Here is a 17952-nt window from a genome sequence, read left to right on the forward strand (position 1 = left end):
CCCAGTGGAACGGCGAGTACGTCGAAGTGCTGGAGATCTTGTGGGCAGGGCTTGGACGCCAATTGGGGGCGCAGGGGGTTCGAACTGCTCTACCCGTCGGTCGTCGGCACGAGTTCCCTGAGGCCGGGCACGCTGTTCGGCTGGGAGGCGAAACTCCGTTCCGAAGAGGCCGTCGAGGCATGCAAGCGCATGCTGCGTGAGGAGCCGTTCGTCAAACTGGGTGGTGAGCGGTTCGCGGCGACCACCGCCGCGGCCGGCGTCTTCCACGCCATCGCCAGGGCCGCGGAGGAGGAAGCCGCCACCGAGATCCGCGAGGCCGTCGTCACGGTGCCCGCCAACGCGACCGGCGCGGCCCGATTCCGTACGCGTGAAGCAGCCCGTGCCGCGGGGATCACGGTCCGAACCCTGCTGAACGAACCGACGGCAGCGGCGATCGCCTACGCCCACGAAATGGAGGTCGACGGCGAGTTCCTGGTCTTCGACTGGGGCGGCGGCACGATGGACGCCACCCTGCTCCTGCACGACGACGGCTTCTTCGACGAGAAGGCGAGCCGAGGCGTCAACCGCCTCGGCGGCCTGGAGATCGACGCCCGGCTGCGCCGCATGGTCCTCGACCGGGCGCCCGCCCGCAGGGGCTGGAGCGCCTCGGAGAAGCGGATGTTCGCCCTCGACATCGAGCGGGCCAAGATCCTGCTCTCTCAGCAGGAGTCCGTCGGCGTCCAGACGCCTGACGGGGCCCTCGTCGAGATCGGACAGGAGGAGTTTTCCGAGGCCATCCAGGACCTGATCAGCCGTGCGCTCGATCCCGTGGAGGAATGCCTGGAGTACGCCCGGATCGACCCTCGGCATCTCACTGCCGTACTGATGATCGGTGGCAGCAGCCAGATCCCAGCCGTACGCGCTGCGGTCGCCGAGGCACTTGACTGCGAACTCGTCGACACCGCAATGTGTGACCCCATGACCGCGGTGGCCGAAGGAGCAGCGATCAGCGCGGCGGCCATGGACGGCAAGCTGAAGAGCATCATCCGCGTGGTCAACACACACGCCCTCGGCACGATTACCAAAGACCGCGAAGGCAGGCGGGGATTCAGCGCCATCATCGACCGGAACATGCGTCTGCCCCAGCAGCGCATGAAGTCATACGAACCGCACAAGGACAACATCTCCCGCCTGACCGTGGAAGTCTGGGAAGGAGACCCGGACCGCGACGTAGACCACCCGGACAACGTCAAACTGGCCGACCTCGTCCTGGCCTACCCACGGCCCTGCACGGCTGAGGAGGGCATTTTCGATCTGGAGTACACCTACAGCAAGGAAGGGCTCCTGACCGTCAAGGCGACCCTTCAGAAGACCGGGGAGGTTGTCCTCGACGGAGAAGTAAGGGTGTTTGGGGACGGGAACGTCCTGCCAGAGGTGAAGAAGGAACTCGACCGCCTGCTCACCCTTGCCCCGACCGCCCGGCCCGCTGCCACGCCGACCCATCCGCAGCAGGCCCGGACCAGCGACCAGAGGGACGGAGTACCCAAGCCCGCTCCGCCGCGTCCCTCACCCCGACCGGCACCCACCAGTGCGGAAGCACCGCCGCTCATCGTGGACGGCTCCAACCTTGCCTGGAACGGCCGGCCTCCGCGTGCAGCGGGTGGCAGACCGAGCTTCGCGGCGCTGGAGGCGGCTGTCCGGTCACTGCGGTTCAAGCATCCGGATTGCGACATCCACGTGGTGGTCGACGCCACCCTGCGCCACGACGTGTCTGCCGAAGAGCGCCCTCGTGTGGAAGACGCCATCGCGAACGCGAAGGTCGTGCAACCCCCAGCCGGGACGGAGGGCCGGGGCGACGCGCTGGTGATCAGCATCGCTGAGGAGGTCGGCGGGGTCATCATCTCCAACGACAACTTCGCGCCATTCCAGAAGGCGCACCCTTGGCTCCGGGCCCCGGGACGGATCCGCGGAGCCACTCACTCCCAGGGCATATGGGTCTTCACTCCGCGCGTACCGAATGCGGGAGCGCCCGCCCGGCTGAGGTGATCGCGGTTGACGAGGCGCGGACTGCGGCAATCACTACCGGGTTCCACAGTCCGCGCCAGGACGCGAACAACTCAACGGCCACCCTGAGGTGGGCCGCCGGCCGGCAGCCGCGTGTGGCAGCATCTCCGCACATGGGCGGGAGAGAGAACAGCGACGAGGCGTACGTCCTTGATCTGTGTGACGAGGTTCTCGGCGAGCAGGGCCTTCGGCAGCACCGGTTCGAGTGGCTGCTCGGCGATGCCGGATCCGCGGGGCGGCAGACCAGGCTCCCGGTGGACAGTTACTGGCCGAGTCGGAAGCTCGTCGTGGAATACCGGGAGCTGCAGCACGACCAGGCCACGCCGTTCTTCGACAAGCCCGGACGCTTGACGGTGAGCGGCGTGGACAGAGGCGAGCAGCGGGCGCTGTACGACGCTCGACGCGAGGCGGAGATCCCCGCTCGGGGCCTGCGCCTGCTCGTGATCCGACCTGCCGACCTGGACGCCAACAACCGGGGCCGACTGCACCGCCGGGACCGCGCCCGCGACCTGGAAGCGGTCCGCGGCCTTCTCGCCGCAGCACAGGGAACGGACCCGGCATCGCAGACCAGTTGGGCGCGCGACGAAGACCGGGTGGTCGACGCCTTTCGGCGCTGGCTGATGACCGAGGGCTGGACACCGGTCGCGCCCACGGACCCGCACACCGACATCGAGGCAGTGCGAGGCGATCAGCGACTGGTCGGAGAGGCAAAGGGCCGCACCAAGGAACGCGGCACCGATGCCGACATAGCCTACGGACAACTCCTGCGCCGTATGACCGACCCTTCCCCGGATACCTGCTACGCGCTGGTCGTGCCTTCCTCGTCCGTGATCCACGCCTTGCGGGTGCCAGCCCAGGTGCGCAGTCTGCTCGGAATCAGCATCTACGAGGTCGCCGACGACGGCTCGGTGCGGATACGAGAGGCATAGCCGCACACGGGCAGACTCCGGCTGGGCTCGGGGTCAGCTTGTAGGGCATTTCGGCCACGAGTCGGAGCCGAAGCGCCCAGGCGGGGACCCAACACCGCCGGCGCCGGCAAGGCGGTGTGCGGAGGCTAACGGGCCTTGGGGTAGGCCTGGACTGGCACTGCCTGCCAGGACATCGGAGACGACACCGTGGCCCGCTCTCCGCCGAGCGGAGACCCGTGGCGGACGTCGCCGCCGACCCCAAATGCGCTTCCTCTCCAGCCGCCCCGCCCCAGGCCCCACCACCGCCTGGGAAAGGCATCGCCGATGCCCAGACCTCGCGCCACGCCGATCACCGAGACCGATGAGTGGGGAACCGGCGAGGTGATCGACGCCGCGACCGGGGCAGTCGGGTCACCAGCCGGGGTAGCGGTCCCACCAGTGCGAGTCCCAGCCTGGGGTGTATTCGGTGCCGCTCGGCCGTTCGGCCAACTGTGCGACGAGGTCGCGGGCCAGGGTGTCGATGACCCAGGCCAGTTCGTGGCGGCTCACCAGATCGATGGGCAGCGCATCGGCGCCGTGGGCTGCTCCGAGCAGCGCGCCGGTCACGCAGGCGACCGAGTCGCCGTCCGGCGCCCCGGCGGCGAAGCGCAGTGCGGCACCGAAGTCGGCGCGGCCGGGGAAGGATGCGGCGGCGTAGAGGCCGCCGAGCAGTGCCGAGGGCGCGGTGGCGTCCGGTGCGAGTCGGGCGAGGCACCCGTGATCGGCGGGTTGGTTGTCGGCCTGCCGAAGTGCAGTGGCGAGCCGGTCGTGGTCGTCTGCGGTCAGGCCGCGGTCGGAGTCACGAAGGGCCTGGATGCCGCCCGTCAAGGCGTGCCGCACCTGTGATTGCTTGCCGGACTGAGGATCCTGCATGCCGGGAGTGCTGGTCAGGCAGTGGGCGACCAGCACGGCGGCGTGGGCTGCCGCGGACTGCGCGGCCGTGTCGCCGTGGGTGAGGGCGGCGATCTCGCGGGCCCACCGGACTGTTTGGTCCGAGCCGTGTGCAGCTGCGACCACGGCGACAGGAAGGGTGCGGGTGAGGGCGTGGCAGCCGCGGCTGGTCGTCGTCGGCCTGTCCACGGTGCCCTGCTCGTCCTTGGAGAGGGCGGCCACGGTTGCCGGTGCGGAACCGCGCCGTTCGGCCAGCACGGGGACCTGGGCGAGCCATCCGTCCGGCCACACGTTGTCGGTGCTGCCCCCGGCCCAGCGGCGCCGCATCCGTTCGGCCTCGATCCCCTGCAGGGCGGCCCACCGGCAGTAGGTGTGCCACACCACCGACGGCGGATGGCAGATGCCCTTGTGGTCGCCGCGCACCAATGCGCGGATCGTCCCCTCGGCGGTGAAGCAGGCCAGCTGGGTACTGACCCCGGCCTGCAGCGGGCCGCTGGCAGGCAGCTTGCCCCGGGCGGTGCCCAGCGTGTCCCCTAGCGCCAGGCCGAGCAGCATCCCGCGCACCCGCGACGCCGCCCACTTGCCCTTGAGGAACTCCCTCTTCTGCTCCGCATCACCGCCCAGCTCCTCCAGCGGCTGCTCGGCACTGCCATCGTCCAGTCGGCCGACCCTGCCGAGCTGCCCCAGCTTGCCGACCCTCAGCGGGGACGCCTGTCCCGCCTCCCGGCCGGCTTTGGCCGCCCCACGGCTGCCCGACGAGGTACCGCCGAGGGTGTCGTGGGCGGTCAGCTCGTGCACTGCGTTGTGCATCTCGGGATGCGCGTGGAGCTGCCAGCCACCGGTCAGCACACGCCGGAGGTCGTGCAGCGCGGTCGCGGAGTCGGTGCCGGTGGCCAGGTGGCTGTAGAGGGCGGCAACGGCCGGGGTACGGCTCTGCCCGGCCGCGCAGTGCAGCAGGACCCGCTTGCCGGCGCGGCGCAGCCGCAGCACCTCGCGGGCGGCTTGGTCCAGGACGAAGTGAAGGTTGGCGTTGTCCCCCTGGCTGTCCACCAGCCAGACACGGACGTGCTCGACGTCGGCGCCGAGCAGGATCGGGCCGCTACCGACCCGGCACAGCGACACCACGGCGTCGACGGCGACCGGCTCGGTGCCCCGCGTCAGGGCCATGTTGCCGAGTATCAGCCCGGGGTCGTGCGGGTGAGGTATGGCGAAGCTGCTGCCGTGGGACGCGGCAGCCAGGCGCGGTGCCGAGGGCCAGCCGACCGCATCGTCGCTCCCGCCGCGGGCGGTGAGTACCGCCAGCCGGACCAGGTCGACCGCGGAATGGCCGGGCCAGCCGTGGACGGCCTGCTCCCAGGCCAGCGGGATGCCGGAGCATCCCCAGCGCGCACCGAGCAGGGCGCCGGCAATCGCCGCGACCGTATCCGTGTCCTTCCCGGCCCGCACCGCCGCCTCCAAAGCACGGCGCAGGTGCAGAGCAGGAAAACTGCCCTGGGCGGGGACCAACTCGGGAACGGCGGTGCGAATGATCGCCGACCATGCGGCCTGGAGCGCGTGGACAACCCAGCCGTTGTTGGCAAAGTGATGCGGCAGGTTGGCCTCCGCCTCGTCCAGTCGCTCCGCCCACACACCTCGGCGCTCCGCCGGGAGGAGGTCCAGTCCGGCGCGGACGCCATCGAACGTGCCGTGAAGCACTGCGGTGCGGATGCCTGAGCACCACAGCACGCAGGCATCGGCGCAGTCGGCATCCGGGTGGGTCAGCGCGCTGACGGCAATAGCGGCCTCGGCCATCGCCGCGGGGTCGCCCAGATGCGTCAGGGCGACGATCCCGGTGCGCATCAGCGAGCCGTTGCCGGCGGCTTGATCGTTGCCAGCAGTGAAGCGGCGCGCGGCGTCGATCAGTGCCGCACCCGGCGCTCCAGGGGTGCGGTGGGCGGCATCCAGGACGGAGCGGGTCTGCGAGCCGACGTCCGTAGCGCCGTCGCTCAGCCATCGATGGAAGTTGGCGGCGATTGCATCGAGGGACTCGGGAGTGCGCAGGTCCGCTCCGGTGGCCGCGACCTGGGCGATGCACACCTGCATCTGTGTGTCGTCGGAGTACTCGCCGGGCTCGTAGGGTCCCAGGCCGCCACCGATCATCCGCGGCTGCTGGTCCTCACCCAGCCTGGGCTGGAACTCGTACGGGACGCCCAACGCGTCGCCCACGGCCGCGCCGAGCAGTACGCCGGCGGCCCGGTCGATGGCCCGTACGTCCAAGTGAGGCTGCGGGGTGAGGGCGTGGGCCATGGTGTCTCCCGTGGTGCGGCCGGCGCTGTGAACGCGAGCCGAGCAGGTGGTGCGCGGGCAGCGATCCCAATCGTCAGCAGCCGGGAACGTGCAACCGGGACGGAAGGCCGACCAGGTCGATTCCGTGGCAGCCTGACGCCGCGCCAGCTTGGCACGGCACTCTACTTATCGTCAATGAGACAATAGGAGGAGTCGGACTGTATGGCCACGGAACAGTACCGCTGCGCCGGCGCCGACCCTGACCGGGCCTGCGAGTCCATCCGCCCCCATGGCCAGCCCGAGAAGGGGGTGCCCTGCCCGCGCAGCTGCGGCTGCATAGGGCAGCTGGAGATCCGGCCCAGCGTCCTGTACGGACTAATACTCCAGCTCAGTCCGAGCCGTTAAGCCTGTACGCAGGCGGCCATGGACGGGCGGTGGGGCTTTCGTGGACTCCAAGCGATCAACGGTGCTCACCGGTTCGTGGGCGTGCCGTCGCCTCGGCCGGGCCGTAGACCTTCACCTGGAGAGGTCGTCAGGGGTACCCACGGGAACGTCATGGGAACGGAAGGATGGAGAAGGGTCGTGAAAGTCGGAGCAAGGAGGGTGTACGCGCCTCCCGATCCAACCCCTCTGAGCTGCGAGGACGGTCATCATCGAGCAAGACCGAGAGTGATCACCAAAGTGTTGGTCACTCTTACAAAGCAGGGGTCGGCGGTTCGAAACCGTCTGCGCCCACCCCATCTGACCAGGCAAAACATCAAAAATGAGGGCTTTCGGCAGCACGTCGGGGGCCCTTTTTGGGGTCCCATGGGAACGAATGGGAACGCGATGTCGGCCGCATGGTGTGTTCCGGCGTGAACGGCGTGCTTCTGCGCGACGGCGCCGTGACCTGGTGAGGAACAAGGGTCAGGGGAGCGGTCCGAGTCGGTGAGGCTCGCTGGGGACGGCATCCTGACTGACCCGGAGCCGGCGGATCGCGGCCGTCGTGCAGGGCATGACGCGCGACGAAGCAACGGGCAGTGACGGCGCACCGGAGCTGGTGACCGCTCCGCCGGGCCTCAGCGGTTGATGCGTGGGCGCAGCTCCACAGCCGTGGCTGATGGCAACGGCGAATGACATCACCGGATCACGGTGCATCCCGGCGGAGAGCAGTTCCAAGGTTCGAGCTCCAGACGAGCCAGCGTCGACGGCGAGGACGGACGGATCCTGGCGTCAGGCGCGCTGACAACGGCACCTGGGAGCCTCCGGGGGGGCGCGCTTGAACTCGGTGGGATCGTCGAGGACGTGGGGCGGCGCGAGGTGCAGGAGGAGACCGGTATCCGGGTCTCGGTCGAGCGGCTCACTGGTGTCTACAAGAACGTGACCCGGGGCGTTGTCGCCCTGGTCTTTAGCTGCCCACCCGGAGGCCGGACAGGAGCGCACCTCCGAAGAGTCCACCGCCGTCGCATGGCTCACCCCGGACGAAGTCTCCACCACCATGGGCGAGGTCTACGCCGTCCGCATGCTCGACGCCCTGGAGCCGGACACAGCGCCGCACGTGCGAACCCACGACGGCCGACGGTTCATCACAGGCGGTTGTCGACTCTCAGATGACGGCTGACGACCTGGCATCGGGCGATGCTTGACGCGCCCTGGACGATCGTCCGTCGGTAGGCTGCCACTCATGGGCACTGGTCTCTTAGCAAGGCCGACCAGTATGGACGCCCACATCGCTGCGGAGGGGCGCATGCCGAAGAAGAAGCGGACGCGGGAGGCAGGCACCGGCCCTTCACATGGGTGGGCCATCGTCGTGCGTCTGGCCAACGGTTCACGTGCCTACTACTACATTGACGAACGGCATCGTGACGCCGCGGGGAATCCACTCGAATGCTGGGGGCGGAAGTCCCAGGCGCTCGGGTTTGCGTCCGAAGGCGAAGCCCGAAGCCTCGCGACACAGATGCTGACGAACTCGTCAGCGAAGGAGTACGAGGTCGTGCGACTGCCCTGACACGGCGATGAGTGCGAGGGTGCAGATCCCGTCCGCAGACCCGAGGGCTCGCACTCACCCACCTGTGCCCCAAGCTGGGAAAGTCCACACCGTTCCGTGATCTCAACAACCGGGATACACCAGCCGTCTCCATGCCAGCGCGATGACCTGAACAGCCAAGCCGAGACAAGCGGCGCCATACATCACGTCAGGCAGGACACATCCCGGGCGGTAGTGAGTAGAACTTTTCTCTACGGGTTCAAGGCTCGCTTCGCTCGCAGCGGCGCCGCGCGGCGCCGCTCGCCGTCGCTCCTGCCTGCGTCCCGCTCCGGCGGCGGCCCGCTCCGCGCCGCAAGGCGGGAGGGTGAGGCAGGCCGGCCGGGGCTGGGGCGGGCGCCGACACGATCTTTAGCCACCTACCCGGTCCGGGACCCGACGTCGAGCAAGACCAGGGGGCCACTCGGACACATTGCGGGCAGGCCCAAGACCTGCCCGAGCTGCCAACAAGCGTACGGCCCCCTGGCCATGCTCGACCCCAGCCCAGGCAGGCCAACGGCCAAAGATCGCGCCAACGCCCGCGCGCACACCCTGTCCGGCCTGCCCACGGCGATCTACCCTGAGCCGAGCTGTGGGGATGCGATGAGCGGAGACGGCACGTGGTCGGGGTCATGTTTGCTCTGTTCCTGGTTGTCGTCTTGCCTGTCCGGTACGTGTGGATAGCTATCCGTGTGTGGCGCGACCCCACGCGCGCTGTCGATGCCGCTTCCTCTTTCAGTGTCCGAGGTGCACCGGGGTGGGTCCTCACGCGGGGTGTCGCGGTGGTTGCCACCCAATTCGTCTTCATGGGCGTGTTCGTTGCCACGGCGCCGCTGGCTGCCCGGGTAGGGCGGGCGCAGAAGCACGCCGAGCCCTGGTGGGCGATCTCCCTGGTCGCAGGCGCTGGAGTGCTTCTCTGCTGGTTGTTGATCACCCTGATAGGGATCTTTAACAGACCGCGGTTCCTAGTGGTGCCCTACTTGAGGGACCGACGACGGCTCTAACCCGCGACTCGGAAGCATTGACAGCAACGGTTGACACAACATCGAAAGACGCTGGCGGACCGGAGTGAACCCCGCTGGGCAGTTCCCCCAGATGAACCTTCTCGAACCATCTAGCGATCCCACACGCAGGATCACTGATAAGGAAGAGGTCGAAGTGCAACGCGCACCTCTCGGTCGCTGGCACGATGAACATGTGCCCGAGTACTCATGGCCCGCCGACCCATACCCCGATGGGGAGAAGCACATCCGCAGCTGGCCCGAGACGATTGCCATGCTGCCCCTCGGGGCTCAGGTGACGGGTGATGTGATTGCGCGTCTGCCGTTTGGGGTGTTCATCCGAATCGACAGCATGCCCGATGCATTGGGGCTCGCGGAGATCACGACAGCTCCATGCCGGACGGTTCTTCCGACGGTGGGGACCCGGGTCGCAGCCATGGTGATCTGGCATGCCGAACAGAACCATCAGGTGAAGCTGAAGCTTACCGAGTGGGCCCAGGAAGGCAGCTGACGGCAGCCTGACGGCAACGTCAGTGAACGTAGCGGTACACCGCGGGGAGTCACGGATAACCACGACGCGCGGCAGCGGGCAGCTCCCATACGCGACCTGGCGCGACGTACTCGCCTGCAAAGCGGATGTTCGCGAGGGTGCCCAGACCGGGCGAGACGCCAGCGCCCAGGGGAACCACTTGACGGGCCATAGGAACGTCCCTCTCCGGACCGGGGCCCGAGTCGAGCAAGACCAGGGGGCCGCTCGGCCAAATTGCGGTCAGGCTCAGAAGCCCTGACCGAGTCGCAACAGCGTACGGCCCCCTGATCACGCTCGACCCCAGACCGGACAGGACACCGCCCAAAGCCGCTCCACCGGCCGGGTGTCGAGCCCTCCAACGTCCTCACGTGAGTCCTACAGGTGCCCGGGAATAGTCGCCGACTACTGAGGGTCACGGATCGGAACTGGGCCGGTAAGCCTGGCCAGACGCCTGCTATCGTCACCAGCCATCCAGGCTGGCTCTCCAAGCCTCCGTCGAAGCCGCTGAACCTTCTCGGCGGTCGGTACGGCGCTTGTCATGCCCGAACGCGCACGCGATTCCAAGCTCCCGAGCACGATCCGAACAAGTGGAGCATCCGGGAACTTCTGCCACGACTTCGGACGCTTCGCCGTCAGCCGTTCCTCGACCGTTTCTGTGTCCGTAGACGAGCAACCCTTTAGATCGGACAGAACCAAGCTCTCGCGGCGGCGATTTGCACTGTTACATGCCCTCTTGTTCCGGCGAATGCTCTTGCGGGAGCTCTTATCGTTCTCGCCGTAGTTGTTCCGCCGGTCCCTCAGGTAGCTCAGCTGCTTCTTCTCCTGAGGAGTCTTACGCTTCATCGCCCCACCCCATCTCCTTGCTGCCATTCAATCTGACATCACTCGCCGACATCAACGCTGCCGGACCGTGGCATACCGGCATGGCCCGGGCTGGACTGGATGTGCCAGTGAGACATGGGTTTCGGCAGCTCGCGTCGCCCATGGTTCGAACTTACAAAGCAGGGGTCGGCGGTTCGAAACCGTCTGCGCCCACCCTGTTTGACCAGGCAGAATGTCAAAAACATGGGCCTTCTGCGACCTGCCGAGGCCCTATTTCGCGTCCCCTGGGAACGAATGGGAACGCGTGGGTCTCCTCGGCGGTACGGCGAGCCTGCGCTGGAATTGGCGGGCTGCACCCTTCACAGCGCAGCCGCTCGCTGATCTTGGCGGCAGCGCGCGAAGCACGCCCGGGAGGTCCGCGCCGGAACGACCCAGTGCCGGCCGGTCTCCTCCCGGAGGTAAGCGGGGACACATCAGCGTGGCCGGCTGAACCAGACCTTCGAGAGCTGGAGAACAACGTCGGCCAGGAGGACGACGAGCAGTCCAGCCCCGACGGCTGCCGCTGAGGGGCCCTCGGGCGGGCGCCGGCCGACCCACGATGAACATGGTCATCGTCGCGATGAGAGCCACCGGGGCATCAAGCCCCTTGGCGCGCGTGCCGGGGGACAGGGCGCATGTCGGGCGGCCACTCCACGGCCCCCTTCAGGAGGGGAGAGAAGGGGCGGGGCCGCCCCGGGAAGCGAACCCGAAGGTGCCGTCCGGATTGGCAAACGTCTCGCAAGCCTCGGTGCGGTCCCCTGTCAACACCAGAGGGACGCCTCGGCCGCGGCGATACTGCCAGCTCACGGCGGCGGCGCTGGTCGGCCCGAGCCTGAGCACACTGCTCCCCAAGCTCCAGCAGACAGGGCTGCCCCGGCGGCGGTGGCCGGGGCAGCGGCGGAGAAGTGTCAGGTGTTTACAGTCGCGCCCGTGTCGTTCGTGAGGGTGTAGATGTCGGTGAAGTACTCCACTGTCCTCCCTGAGCTGTCCTTACCCAAGCCTTCGTGGATGCCTCTGGCCCAGACGGTGCTTGATCCGTCCAGCGAGAAGTACGGTCCGCCGCTGTCACCGCCGACGGTGTAGGTGCCGCCCGTCGTGGCCATGACGAGGTCCGACCACGGGTCGTTGGCAGGCGACACGTTGGTCGCCTCAACTTGGATGCCGCAGATCACACCGCCGAATGCCCCGGATTCGCAAAGCCAATCCCCAACCGACACGTGCTGCTGGCCCACGACCCGCTTGGCGTTGTGGGTGTCACCATGCAGGATGCCGGGCCCGTCGTAGTACTCGTTGCCGGCAGGAGCGGCGATCAGGGCCGCGTCGTGGCTGCCTGGGACGTCCAGACTCTGGCCCAGGGAGTGGGTGAGATCACCGTTGGTGAAAGTTATGCCGTTGACGGGGGTTCCGCTGAGATTCTCCGAGCAGTGTGCCGCGGTGGCCATGTAGGTACGCCCGCTGGAGTCGTGCATGCCGAACGCGGTCGAGCAGCCGTCGCCGGTTGTCGCGTTCCGAATGACGTTGCCGCCCCAGTAGTTGGGTTGGTCGTCACACCGGCTCGGCGCACCGAGCACGGGCGCGCCTGTGAAGACACAGGTCGCCTGCAGTGTTACCGGCCCGCCGCCGTGGCCGGTGTGGACGGCCACGGCGAGCTCAGCGTTCAGGCTGACGGCCCGCGGGGCGGCCGCATGTCCCGCGAAGTCAAGTTGGATGCCGCTGCCGTCGACGAGGGGGTAACCCGAGACGGCGCCGGACATCCGAAGGCCGCGGCGTACAGCCGCTTTGAGATGTTCCTTGTCGTACCGGGCAGGTACCACGGTGACAGAGACTGTTCTGCGGAGACGCCGGACCAACCGCGCGACGTCCGGCGGCACGGCGCCATGCCAGTACACGGTGACTGTGTGATGGTCGGCATCGACCCGGGTGTTCACGAGCCCGTTGTGGCCCGTTCCCGGCTTGGCCGCAGCGTTGTGGATCTTCTCCGCGGCGGCGTCCAGGGGAATCTGCGCCATCATACGAGCGTAGGCGAGTTGGTCCATCCCGTACGGTATGGACGGAGGCGTGGTGGTGGCCGAAGCAGTGGCGGTCGTGGTGAGTCCGAGCGTCATGGTCGCGGCCGCAGCGACCGCCAGGGCGCGTCGGGGCCAAGACCGGGTCGGCCGACAGTGCCGGTTCTTCACGGTGTGTCCTCCAGAGGGTTGGCAGGTGCAGACAGGAATTGCCCTCACCGGCGTATCTGCACGCTGAGAGCTGCCACAACGGCCAGAGCCCCAGCGTGGTGACAAGCGAGACCCCAGCCGGACCGCACCTCAGGCTGGGGCTCGCGACGATCAGTCAGGTCGGCACATCGACGAAGCTGCAGATCATATGCGCAGTGCAAGACCGGCTAGCAGCGATAGGAGCCGACGCGGTAGGGCTCTTGCGTCATGCTGACGACGTGACAGGCTCAGGCGCAGACGGCATCGACACCGTTATTCGGAGCCTTTGGATAGGCCCAGATGGTATTACCGAGGTCGCCGCTGGACGTGTAGTGGACAGCCCAGATGCAGGCCTGATCGATGCCTTCGATCATGTTCGTCCACATCGGGCCGACGGAGCCGGTGTAGAAGCCGGAGCAGGTGGAGTTGTCGGGCATGCACTGGCGATGTGAACCCTCGTTGTCATCCTGGTGACCAGGCGTGTGAATGTCGACGATCGACCGACTGTTGTTCGTGAACCTCATTACCACCCAGTTGGTGAAGCAGCTGGTGGAGTACCAGTTCTCGACAGTGGCGACCACGTTGCCCGCAGTGTCCTTCACGTCTCCCGAGTTGGCCGGGTACGAGTTGTCGGCACAGTGGGAGCTGTAAGGATCCTGCCCCACATGAGTGGGGGTCGCTGCGTTCGCGGTCTGCGCACCCGACAGGGCCAGGCCGATCGCAACGATGGGAACAGCAAGACGGGAAACGCGCACAGTATGCCTCCCATAGGCTTCTGACGGTTCGACTGCGGATGAAGGCGTGACGGCTAACCTGAGCGATCTGATCCGGGTCGTTGCAATCACGGACAAGCTCTGGAGCCCGTCCCCCCGGTGGTCGGTTGTGGACGGGCCGTGGTCCCAAGTCGCGCCCGACGGACCGTGGCCCAAGGCAGCGACGTGTCCGGCACCGACTCCGGATTGGCATGTTCGAGACTTCCCGACGACCCGGTGTTCGGACAGTCTTGGTGGCCGCCGAACGACAAAATCCGAACACGTGGGGGACGCTGTGGGTCGCCATCCGAATCCTGTGGACGCTCCTGAACAGGCGCTTGCCGACCTGGCCGCCGGATTGCGGCAGCTGCGCATCCGCGCTGCGAACCCGCCCTACCGAAAGCTGGCCGCGCGTGCCCGCTACTCGGCCAGTACCTTGTCCGAGGCTGCTTCGGGACGCCGGCTGCCCAGCAAAGCGGTCGTCGTGGCCTACGCAGCGGCGTGTGGAGCGGACCCCGACGAATGGGGGAACCGCTGGGAGGGCGTGGCGGCCGCCTTCCACGAACAGCGCGAGCGGCAGTCCACGGCCTCTCCTGCGAAGGCTTCGGAACCAGGCTCCGGTGCGGAGCCGCAGCCGACTGCCGGCTTCCTGGAAGCGGCGGCCGCAGCCACCGACCGGCGGCTGGGGCCCAGGTCACCTACCCGGACAGCCGCCGTTGTCGCTGCTGTTGTCCTGGCCGCCGGAGGTGTACTCACAGCCGCGCACAGCGGTTGGGGCCCCCCGGTCTCCGCAAGATCGGGCAGCCCTGCGCCGAGCCGACCCATCACCCTGAACGATGGGCAGGACCCGTACATCCACGGCTGCGGACCGGATCAACAGGTGCTCGAAAGACGTCCTGTCTTCTGGCCCGACGGTGCACAGTACGGCGAGTTGGTGCTGTACTACTCACCGCACTGCGATGCAGGCTGGGGCTACGTCTACGGCCCCAACTCTCCACGCTGGGAGGTGTTCATCCGGGCCCACCGCATCGAGGACGACAAGGTCGCCGAGTCCAGTTTCTCCGGCACGGCACGTCCGAACTCGTGGGGAAACGCGCTATCCGCGCGGCACGGCTGTGTGCGTGCGGAGGCCTGGGTGGTCACCAAGAACACCGGCGCCACGTCGAAGCTGGCCATGACCAGCTGCTTCAGTCCAGGCGACCAGGCTGGCTCTCCCACCGCCCGCTGACCGCGAGCACGGGATGCCGCATTCCGATCCTGCTGAGCATCACTTTCGTCGCTCGACCCGTTCACGATGTTCATCGGCTCGGCTCATCTGACTGATCATTTCAGAATGAGATCGGCGTGACACTGGCGTTCGGCAGCGCACTCGAGCGAGACCTTTCGAGTGCCTGTCGATGCCGTTCCTGATGACCTGTGGGAACGCATAGCCCCGCTGCTGCCGCCCCGTCCCGCTCCGCGGCACCGCCACCCCGGTCGGCTCCCTGTGCCGGACCGGACCGCGCTGGCGGGGAAGACTCGGCAGCGGCGCGACGGGCAGCGACAACTGGCGGAACACCCCGCGCTGGCGGGGAAGAGGCGCTGGCACACCGAAGTCACCAGTCGACCCAGCCGGCCCACGACAAGTCCTGGCTGTGGACTGCGAGGCCGCGACCAGCACCGCTGCGCCGCCGACGACCCCGACCGGTCCCGCGAGTCCATCCGCGCCCCCATGGCCAGCCCGAAAAGGGGATGCTCTGCCCGCCAGCTGCGGCTGCATTCGCCAGACGGAGATCCGGCCCGGCGTCCTGTATGCACTGATACTCCAGCTCAGCCCGAGCCGCTAAGCCTGTGCCCAGCGGCCATGGACGGCCCGAGGGCCCCTGACCGCCGGACGGGCGGTGGGGTCATCGTGGACACCAAAAGATCAACGGTGCTCACCGGTTCGCGGGAGTGTCGTGGCCTCGACCGAGCCGCTGACTTCCCAGGAGAGACTGCTCTGCAGTTGTGCCCATGGGAACGTCATGGGAACGGAAGGATGGAGAAGGGCCGTGAAAGTCGGAGCAAGACGGGCGCGCGCTCCTCTGAGTTCAGGCCTCTGATCTGCGAGAACGGTCACCATCGAGCAAGAGCGGGAGTGATCACCAAAGTGTTGGTCACTCTTACAAAGCAGGGGTCGGCGGTTCGAAACCGTCTGCGCCCACCCTTGCAGGCCTCTGACCTGCGGTTTTACCGGAAATTGGGCCCGGAATCGCAACCTGCGGCCTCTGCCTTCACTGCAGGTGAGCGAGGTTTTGGGGCAGGCTCCGCCGTCTCGGGCGGATGTCGCTGACCTGGGGTTTTGCCGATCGGTTCGGTGTCGTGCGAGCCGTCTGCCCTTGTGCGTGAGCATTCGGTGAGCGGCCCCGCTGACAAGGCGTCAGGCGGCCGGTCCGGGACAGTGGGATTAGCGGCTTTTCAGGAGGTTTCCGCGTGAGTGCTGGCGCCGTCAGTGCGGGGCGGGATCGGTGTGGATCTGAGGCTTGTCGCCCTCTGGGAGGCTGTCTACGGCTACTTCGCCGTCCGGCCGGAGTTCGGTGTGTTCGACGAGCTCGACGGCCTGCTCCGCTGACGGGTGCGCGAACGGGCAGGCCGCAGCCGCCCGCCGAGCGCCTGCGTGCTCGACGCGCAGAGCATCACGCGCACCGCACCAGCCAGGGCATCGACGCGGGCGAGAAGATCGCCGGACGCGAGCGCCGCCTGACGTCGACGCCCTGGGCCTGCTCCTGGCTGTCAATCTCCTCGATCGCGTGGGTGATATTGCGGCTTACCCCAGCGGCCAGATCCGCGATCGACACGTCGTACTCACACACGATGTCCACGGCGACTGCGGCCTGGGTCTCGCCGACGTCCACCGAGACACCCTGTGTGACGCTCGGTCCACGTGAACCAGGGATGCGCTCACGGACCGCGCCGAGCGCCCGTGGGCCGCCGGTGCCGAGGTCGTACACCCCTGACGCCTCACGAGCGGCAATGCCGGCGATCTTCTGGACCGCGGCGTCTGCAATCGCGGTCCGGCCACGCTCCGTGACCAAACCGCCGCGTCCAGCCCCTGTGGAGGCCCGGTTCCCCGACGCCCCACCGCCTGATGCCTCTGCGGACACTGTGCTCATCAGTTCACACTTCGGGATGTACTGGCCGTGGGCGGGCCGGGCGACGAAGATGCAGTAGTTCTCGTAGGCCGTTACGTCACCGCTGACGCGGTCCGCTACCTGCCGGCGCGGCCAGCACGATCGACTTGGTGGTCCTGTCGGCCAAGACTTCCTCCGGTCATCAAGGTGCCGGCCGATCACTTGGGTGTCCACGCTTGCGGGGGCCGGGGTGGCCGGGCCTGCGACCTTGGTTCCAGATGGTGGATCGGTCAGTCGCGTGACCACTCGGTTTCGGCCTGGGGCTCGCCGACGGGGTGGGGCCCCTCCCAGAGCCGGATCCTGATCGCCAAGGGGCCGGGAGCGGGTTGCGAGAGCGTGCGCACGAACACGTCTCGCAGGTGGTTGGCCGCCTGCTGGGGTGGCCCGTCGGTTTCCAGAGGGTTCTGCATGGGAGCGCCGTCCTGTTGGGACCAGCGGCCGTCGTCGTCCTTGGTCTCGAGAATCCACCGGTAGCGCCGCACGCCGGCCTCCTGCGATGACAAGCTCATGCCGGAACGCCTTTCCACGGTCGAATCCTGTCGGCTTCCCCATCCGGCGGTTGTCGCCGCGTGGCCTGCAGAAGGCTGTCCTGGGTGCTGCGCTCGGGACAAAGGGCGCCTCCGTCGGATTCCCATTCCTCTTCCCGGCTGCCGGGGGTATGGGCTGAAGGGCGGGTCCTGCCGTCCTTCGCCAGTAGGCAGCTCGCGGTGAGGAGGTTGTCCGGGTCGGCTGCGGCGGACATCAGTCGGGCGGCCGCGCGGGGGTCGGTCTCGGGCGGGATCACCAGGAGGTCCCAGCGGCCGACGGTGTAGGAGAGCAGGAGGAGGTCGTCGGTGTCCTGCTCGGTCGCGAACCACCCGACGTGCACCACGTGCCCGTTCACGGGCACTTTCCGCGGGATGGCTGGCCAGAACCGCGGGTTCACGGTGATCCGGGTGATCCGTCCCCAGGTTCGGTCCAGTGCGTCGGTCAGGGCGGGGAGTTCGACCGGGAGGTCGCGGGAGCGGGGCCACCAGGCACCGTCCAGCGGTCCGTGGGCCGCCGCACCCGGCGGGGTCAGAAGGAGGCGGGCCGGCGGAGGTAGGTCTCTTTTGCTGGTCGCCGGGATGCGGTCGACGGTCACGCTCATATCGGGCACCTGCCTCCGGGGCCGTCACCGACGGGCCCGGTGTTGTTGCGCGCCGGGAACGCCGCGGCATGGAAGCCGGCGTGCGAAGTGTTCCCGGTGTTCCGAGTCTACTCCGGTCGGGCCCCTGCGGTGCAGCCTCGGGAATCCTGACTGCCGGGACCGGAGCGGAAACCGAGTACAGGACTGCT

11 protein-coding genes and 2 pseudogenes are annotated in these 17952 nt (G+C 67.9%); 7 read left to right on the forward strand and 6 right to left on the reverse strand.

The window, feature by feature from the left end; translation table 11 throughout:
- The first annotated feature begins 51 nt into the window (after window positions 1-51).
- Both AOK09_RS04390 and AOK09_RS04395 read left to right on the forward strand, forming a co-directional pair.
- Entirely contained in the window at window positions 52-2025 is a 1974-nt protein-coding gene (locus AOK09_RS04390) for an Hsp70 family protein (protein ID WP_245687110.1), read from the forward strand.
- Window positions 2026-2156: 131 nt separating this feature from the next.
- A complete protein-coding gene (locus AOK09_RS04395; RefSeq protein ID WP_055585818.1) occupies window positions 2157-2972 on the forward strand; it encodes a hypothetical protein in 816 nt (271 codons plus the stop codon).
- A gap of 390 nt (window positions 2973-3362) precedes the next feature.
- On the opposite strand, the gene AOK09_RS04400 is transcribed toward AOK09_RS04395, so the two are convergent.
- The gene (locus tag AOK09_RS04400; protein WP_079062736.1) at window positions 3363-6167 is read right to left on the reverse strand and encodes an ADP-ribosylglycohydrolase family protein; all 2805 of its coding nucleotides are present in this window, start codon (window positions 6165-6167) and stop codon (window positions 3363-3365) included.
- A 1110-nt stretch (window positions 6168-7277) separates the two neighbouring features.
- On the opposite strand from AOK09_RS04400, the pseudogene AOK09_RS41680 reads away from it, so the two are divergent.
- The 3 genes and pseudogenes from AOK09_RS41680 (at window position 7278) to AOK09_RS41235 (ending at window position 9660) form a co-directional block, all read left to right on the forward strand.
- A pseudogene (locus AOK09_RS41680) lies at window positions 7278-7746 on the forward strand (NUDIX hydrolase).
- Between the two features lie 126 nt (window positions 7747-7872).
- Window positions 7873-8133 carry a hypothetical protein gene (locus AOK09_RS39930; RefSeq protein WP_157875800.1) on the forward strand — a complete coding sequence of 87 codons (261 nt, stop codon included), beginning with the start codon at window positions 7873-7875 and terminating at the stop codon, window positions 8131-8133.
- Between the two features lie 1110 nt (window positions 8134-9243).
- Window positions 9244-9660, forward strand: a complete 417-nt coding sequence (locus AOK09_RS41235; RefSeq protein ID WP_217698376.1) for a hypothetical protein — start codon at window positions 9244-9246, stop codon at window positions 9658-9660.
- A gap of 1787 nt (window positions 9661-11447) precedes the next feature.
- Here the strand turns inward: AOK09_RS41235 and AOK09_RS04420 are convergent.
- Window positions 11448-12548: a chymotrypsin family serine protease gene (locus AOK09_RS04420; protein WP_157875801.1), complete on the reverse strand. Its 1101-nt coding sequence runs from the start codon at window positions 12546-12548 to the stop codon at window positions 11448-11450.
- A 434-nt stretch (window positions 12549-12982) separates the two neighbouring features.
- A complete protein-coding gene (locus AOK09_RS39935; protein ID WP_157875802.1) occupies window positions 12983-13489 on the reverse strand; it encodes a DUF2690 domain-containing protein in 507 nt (168 codons plus the stop codon).
- 313 nt (window positions 13490-13802) lie between these two features.
- Here AOK09_RS39935 and AOK09_RS41685 point away from each other — a divergent pair, with 313 nt between their 5' ends.
- Both AOK09_RS41685 and AOK09_RS41045 read left to right on the forward strand, forming a co-directional pair.
- Entirely contained in the window at window positions 13803-14714 is a 912-nt protein-coding gene (locus AOK09_RS41685; RefSeq protein ID WP_245687111.1) for a helix-turn-helix domain-containing protein, read from the forward strand.
- Between the two features lie 159 nt (window positions 14715-14873).
- Window positions 14874-14999, forward strand: a pseudogene (locus AOK09_RS41045) (IS5/IS1182 family transposase); the annotation flags it as partial.
- A gap of 1141 nt (window positions 15000-16140) precedes the next feature.
- Here AOK09_RS41045 and AOK09_RS04435 read toward each other — a convergent pair.
- The 3 genes from AOK09_RS04435 to AOK09_RS04445 all read right to left on the reverse strand — a co-directional run bounded on the left by AOK09_RS04435 (window position 16141) and on the right by AOK09_RS04445 (window position 17764).
- Complete coding sequence (locus tag AOK09_RS04435; protein WP_079062739.1) at window positions 16141-16617, reverse strand: Asp23/Gls24 family envelope stress response protein; 477 nt, start codon at window positions 16615-16617, stop codon at window positions 16141-16143.
- Window positions 16618-16865: 248 nt separating this feature from the next.
- Window positions 16866-17144, reverse strand: coding sequence for a hypothetical protein (locus AOK09_RS04440; RefSeq protein ID WP_055585784.1), 279 nt, complete (start codon window positions 17142-17144; stop codon window positions 16866-16868).
- Window positions 17141-17764, reverse strand: coding sequence for a DUF5994 family protein (locus tag AOK09_RS04445; protein ID WP_063795835.1), 624 nt, complete (start codon window positions 17762-17764; stop codon window positions 17141-17143). The genes AOK09_RS04440 and AOK09_RS04445 overlap by 4 nt, the downstream gene beginning before the upstream one ends.
- Between the last annotated feature and the right edge of the window lie 188 nt (window positions 17765-17952).

The sequence above is a fragment of the Peterkaempfera griseoplana genome (genome assembly GCF_001418575.1).
GTDB lineage: Bacteria > Actinomycetota > Actinomycetes > Streptomycetales > Streptomycetaceae > Peterkaempfera > Peterkaempfera griseoplana.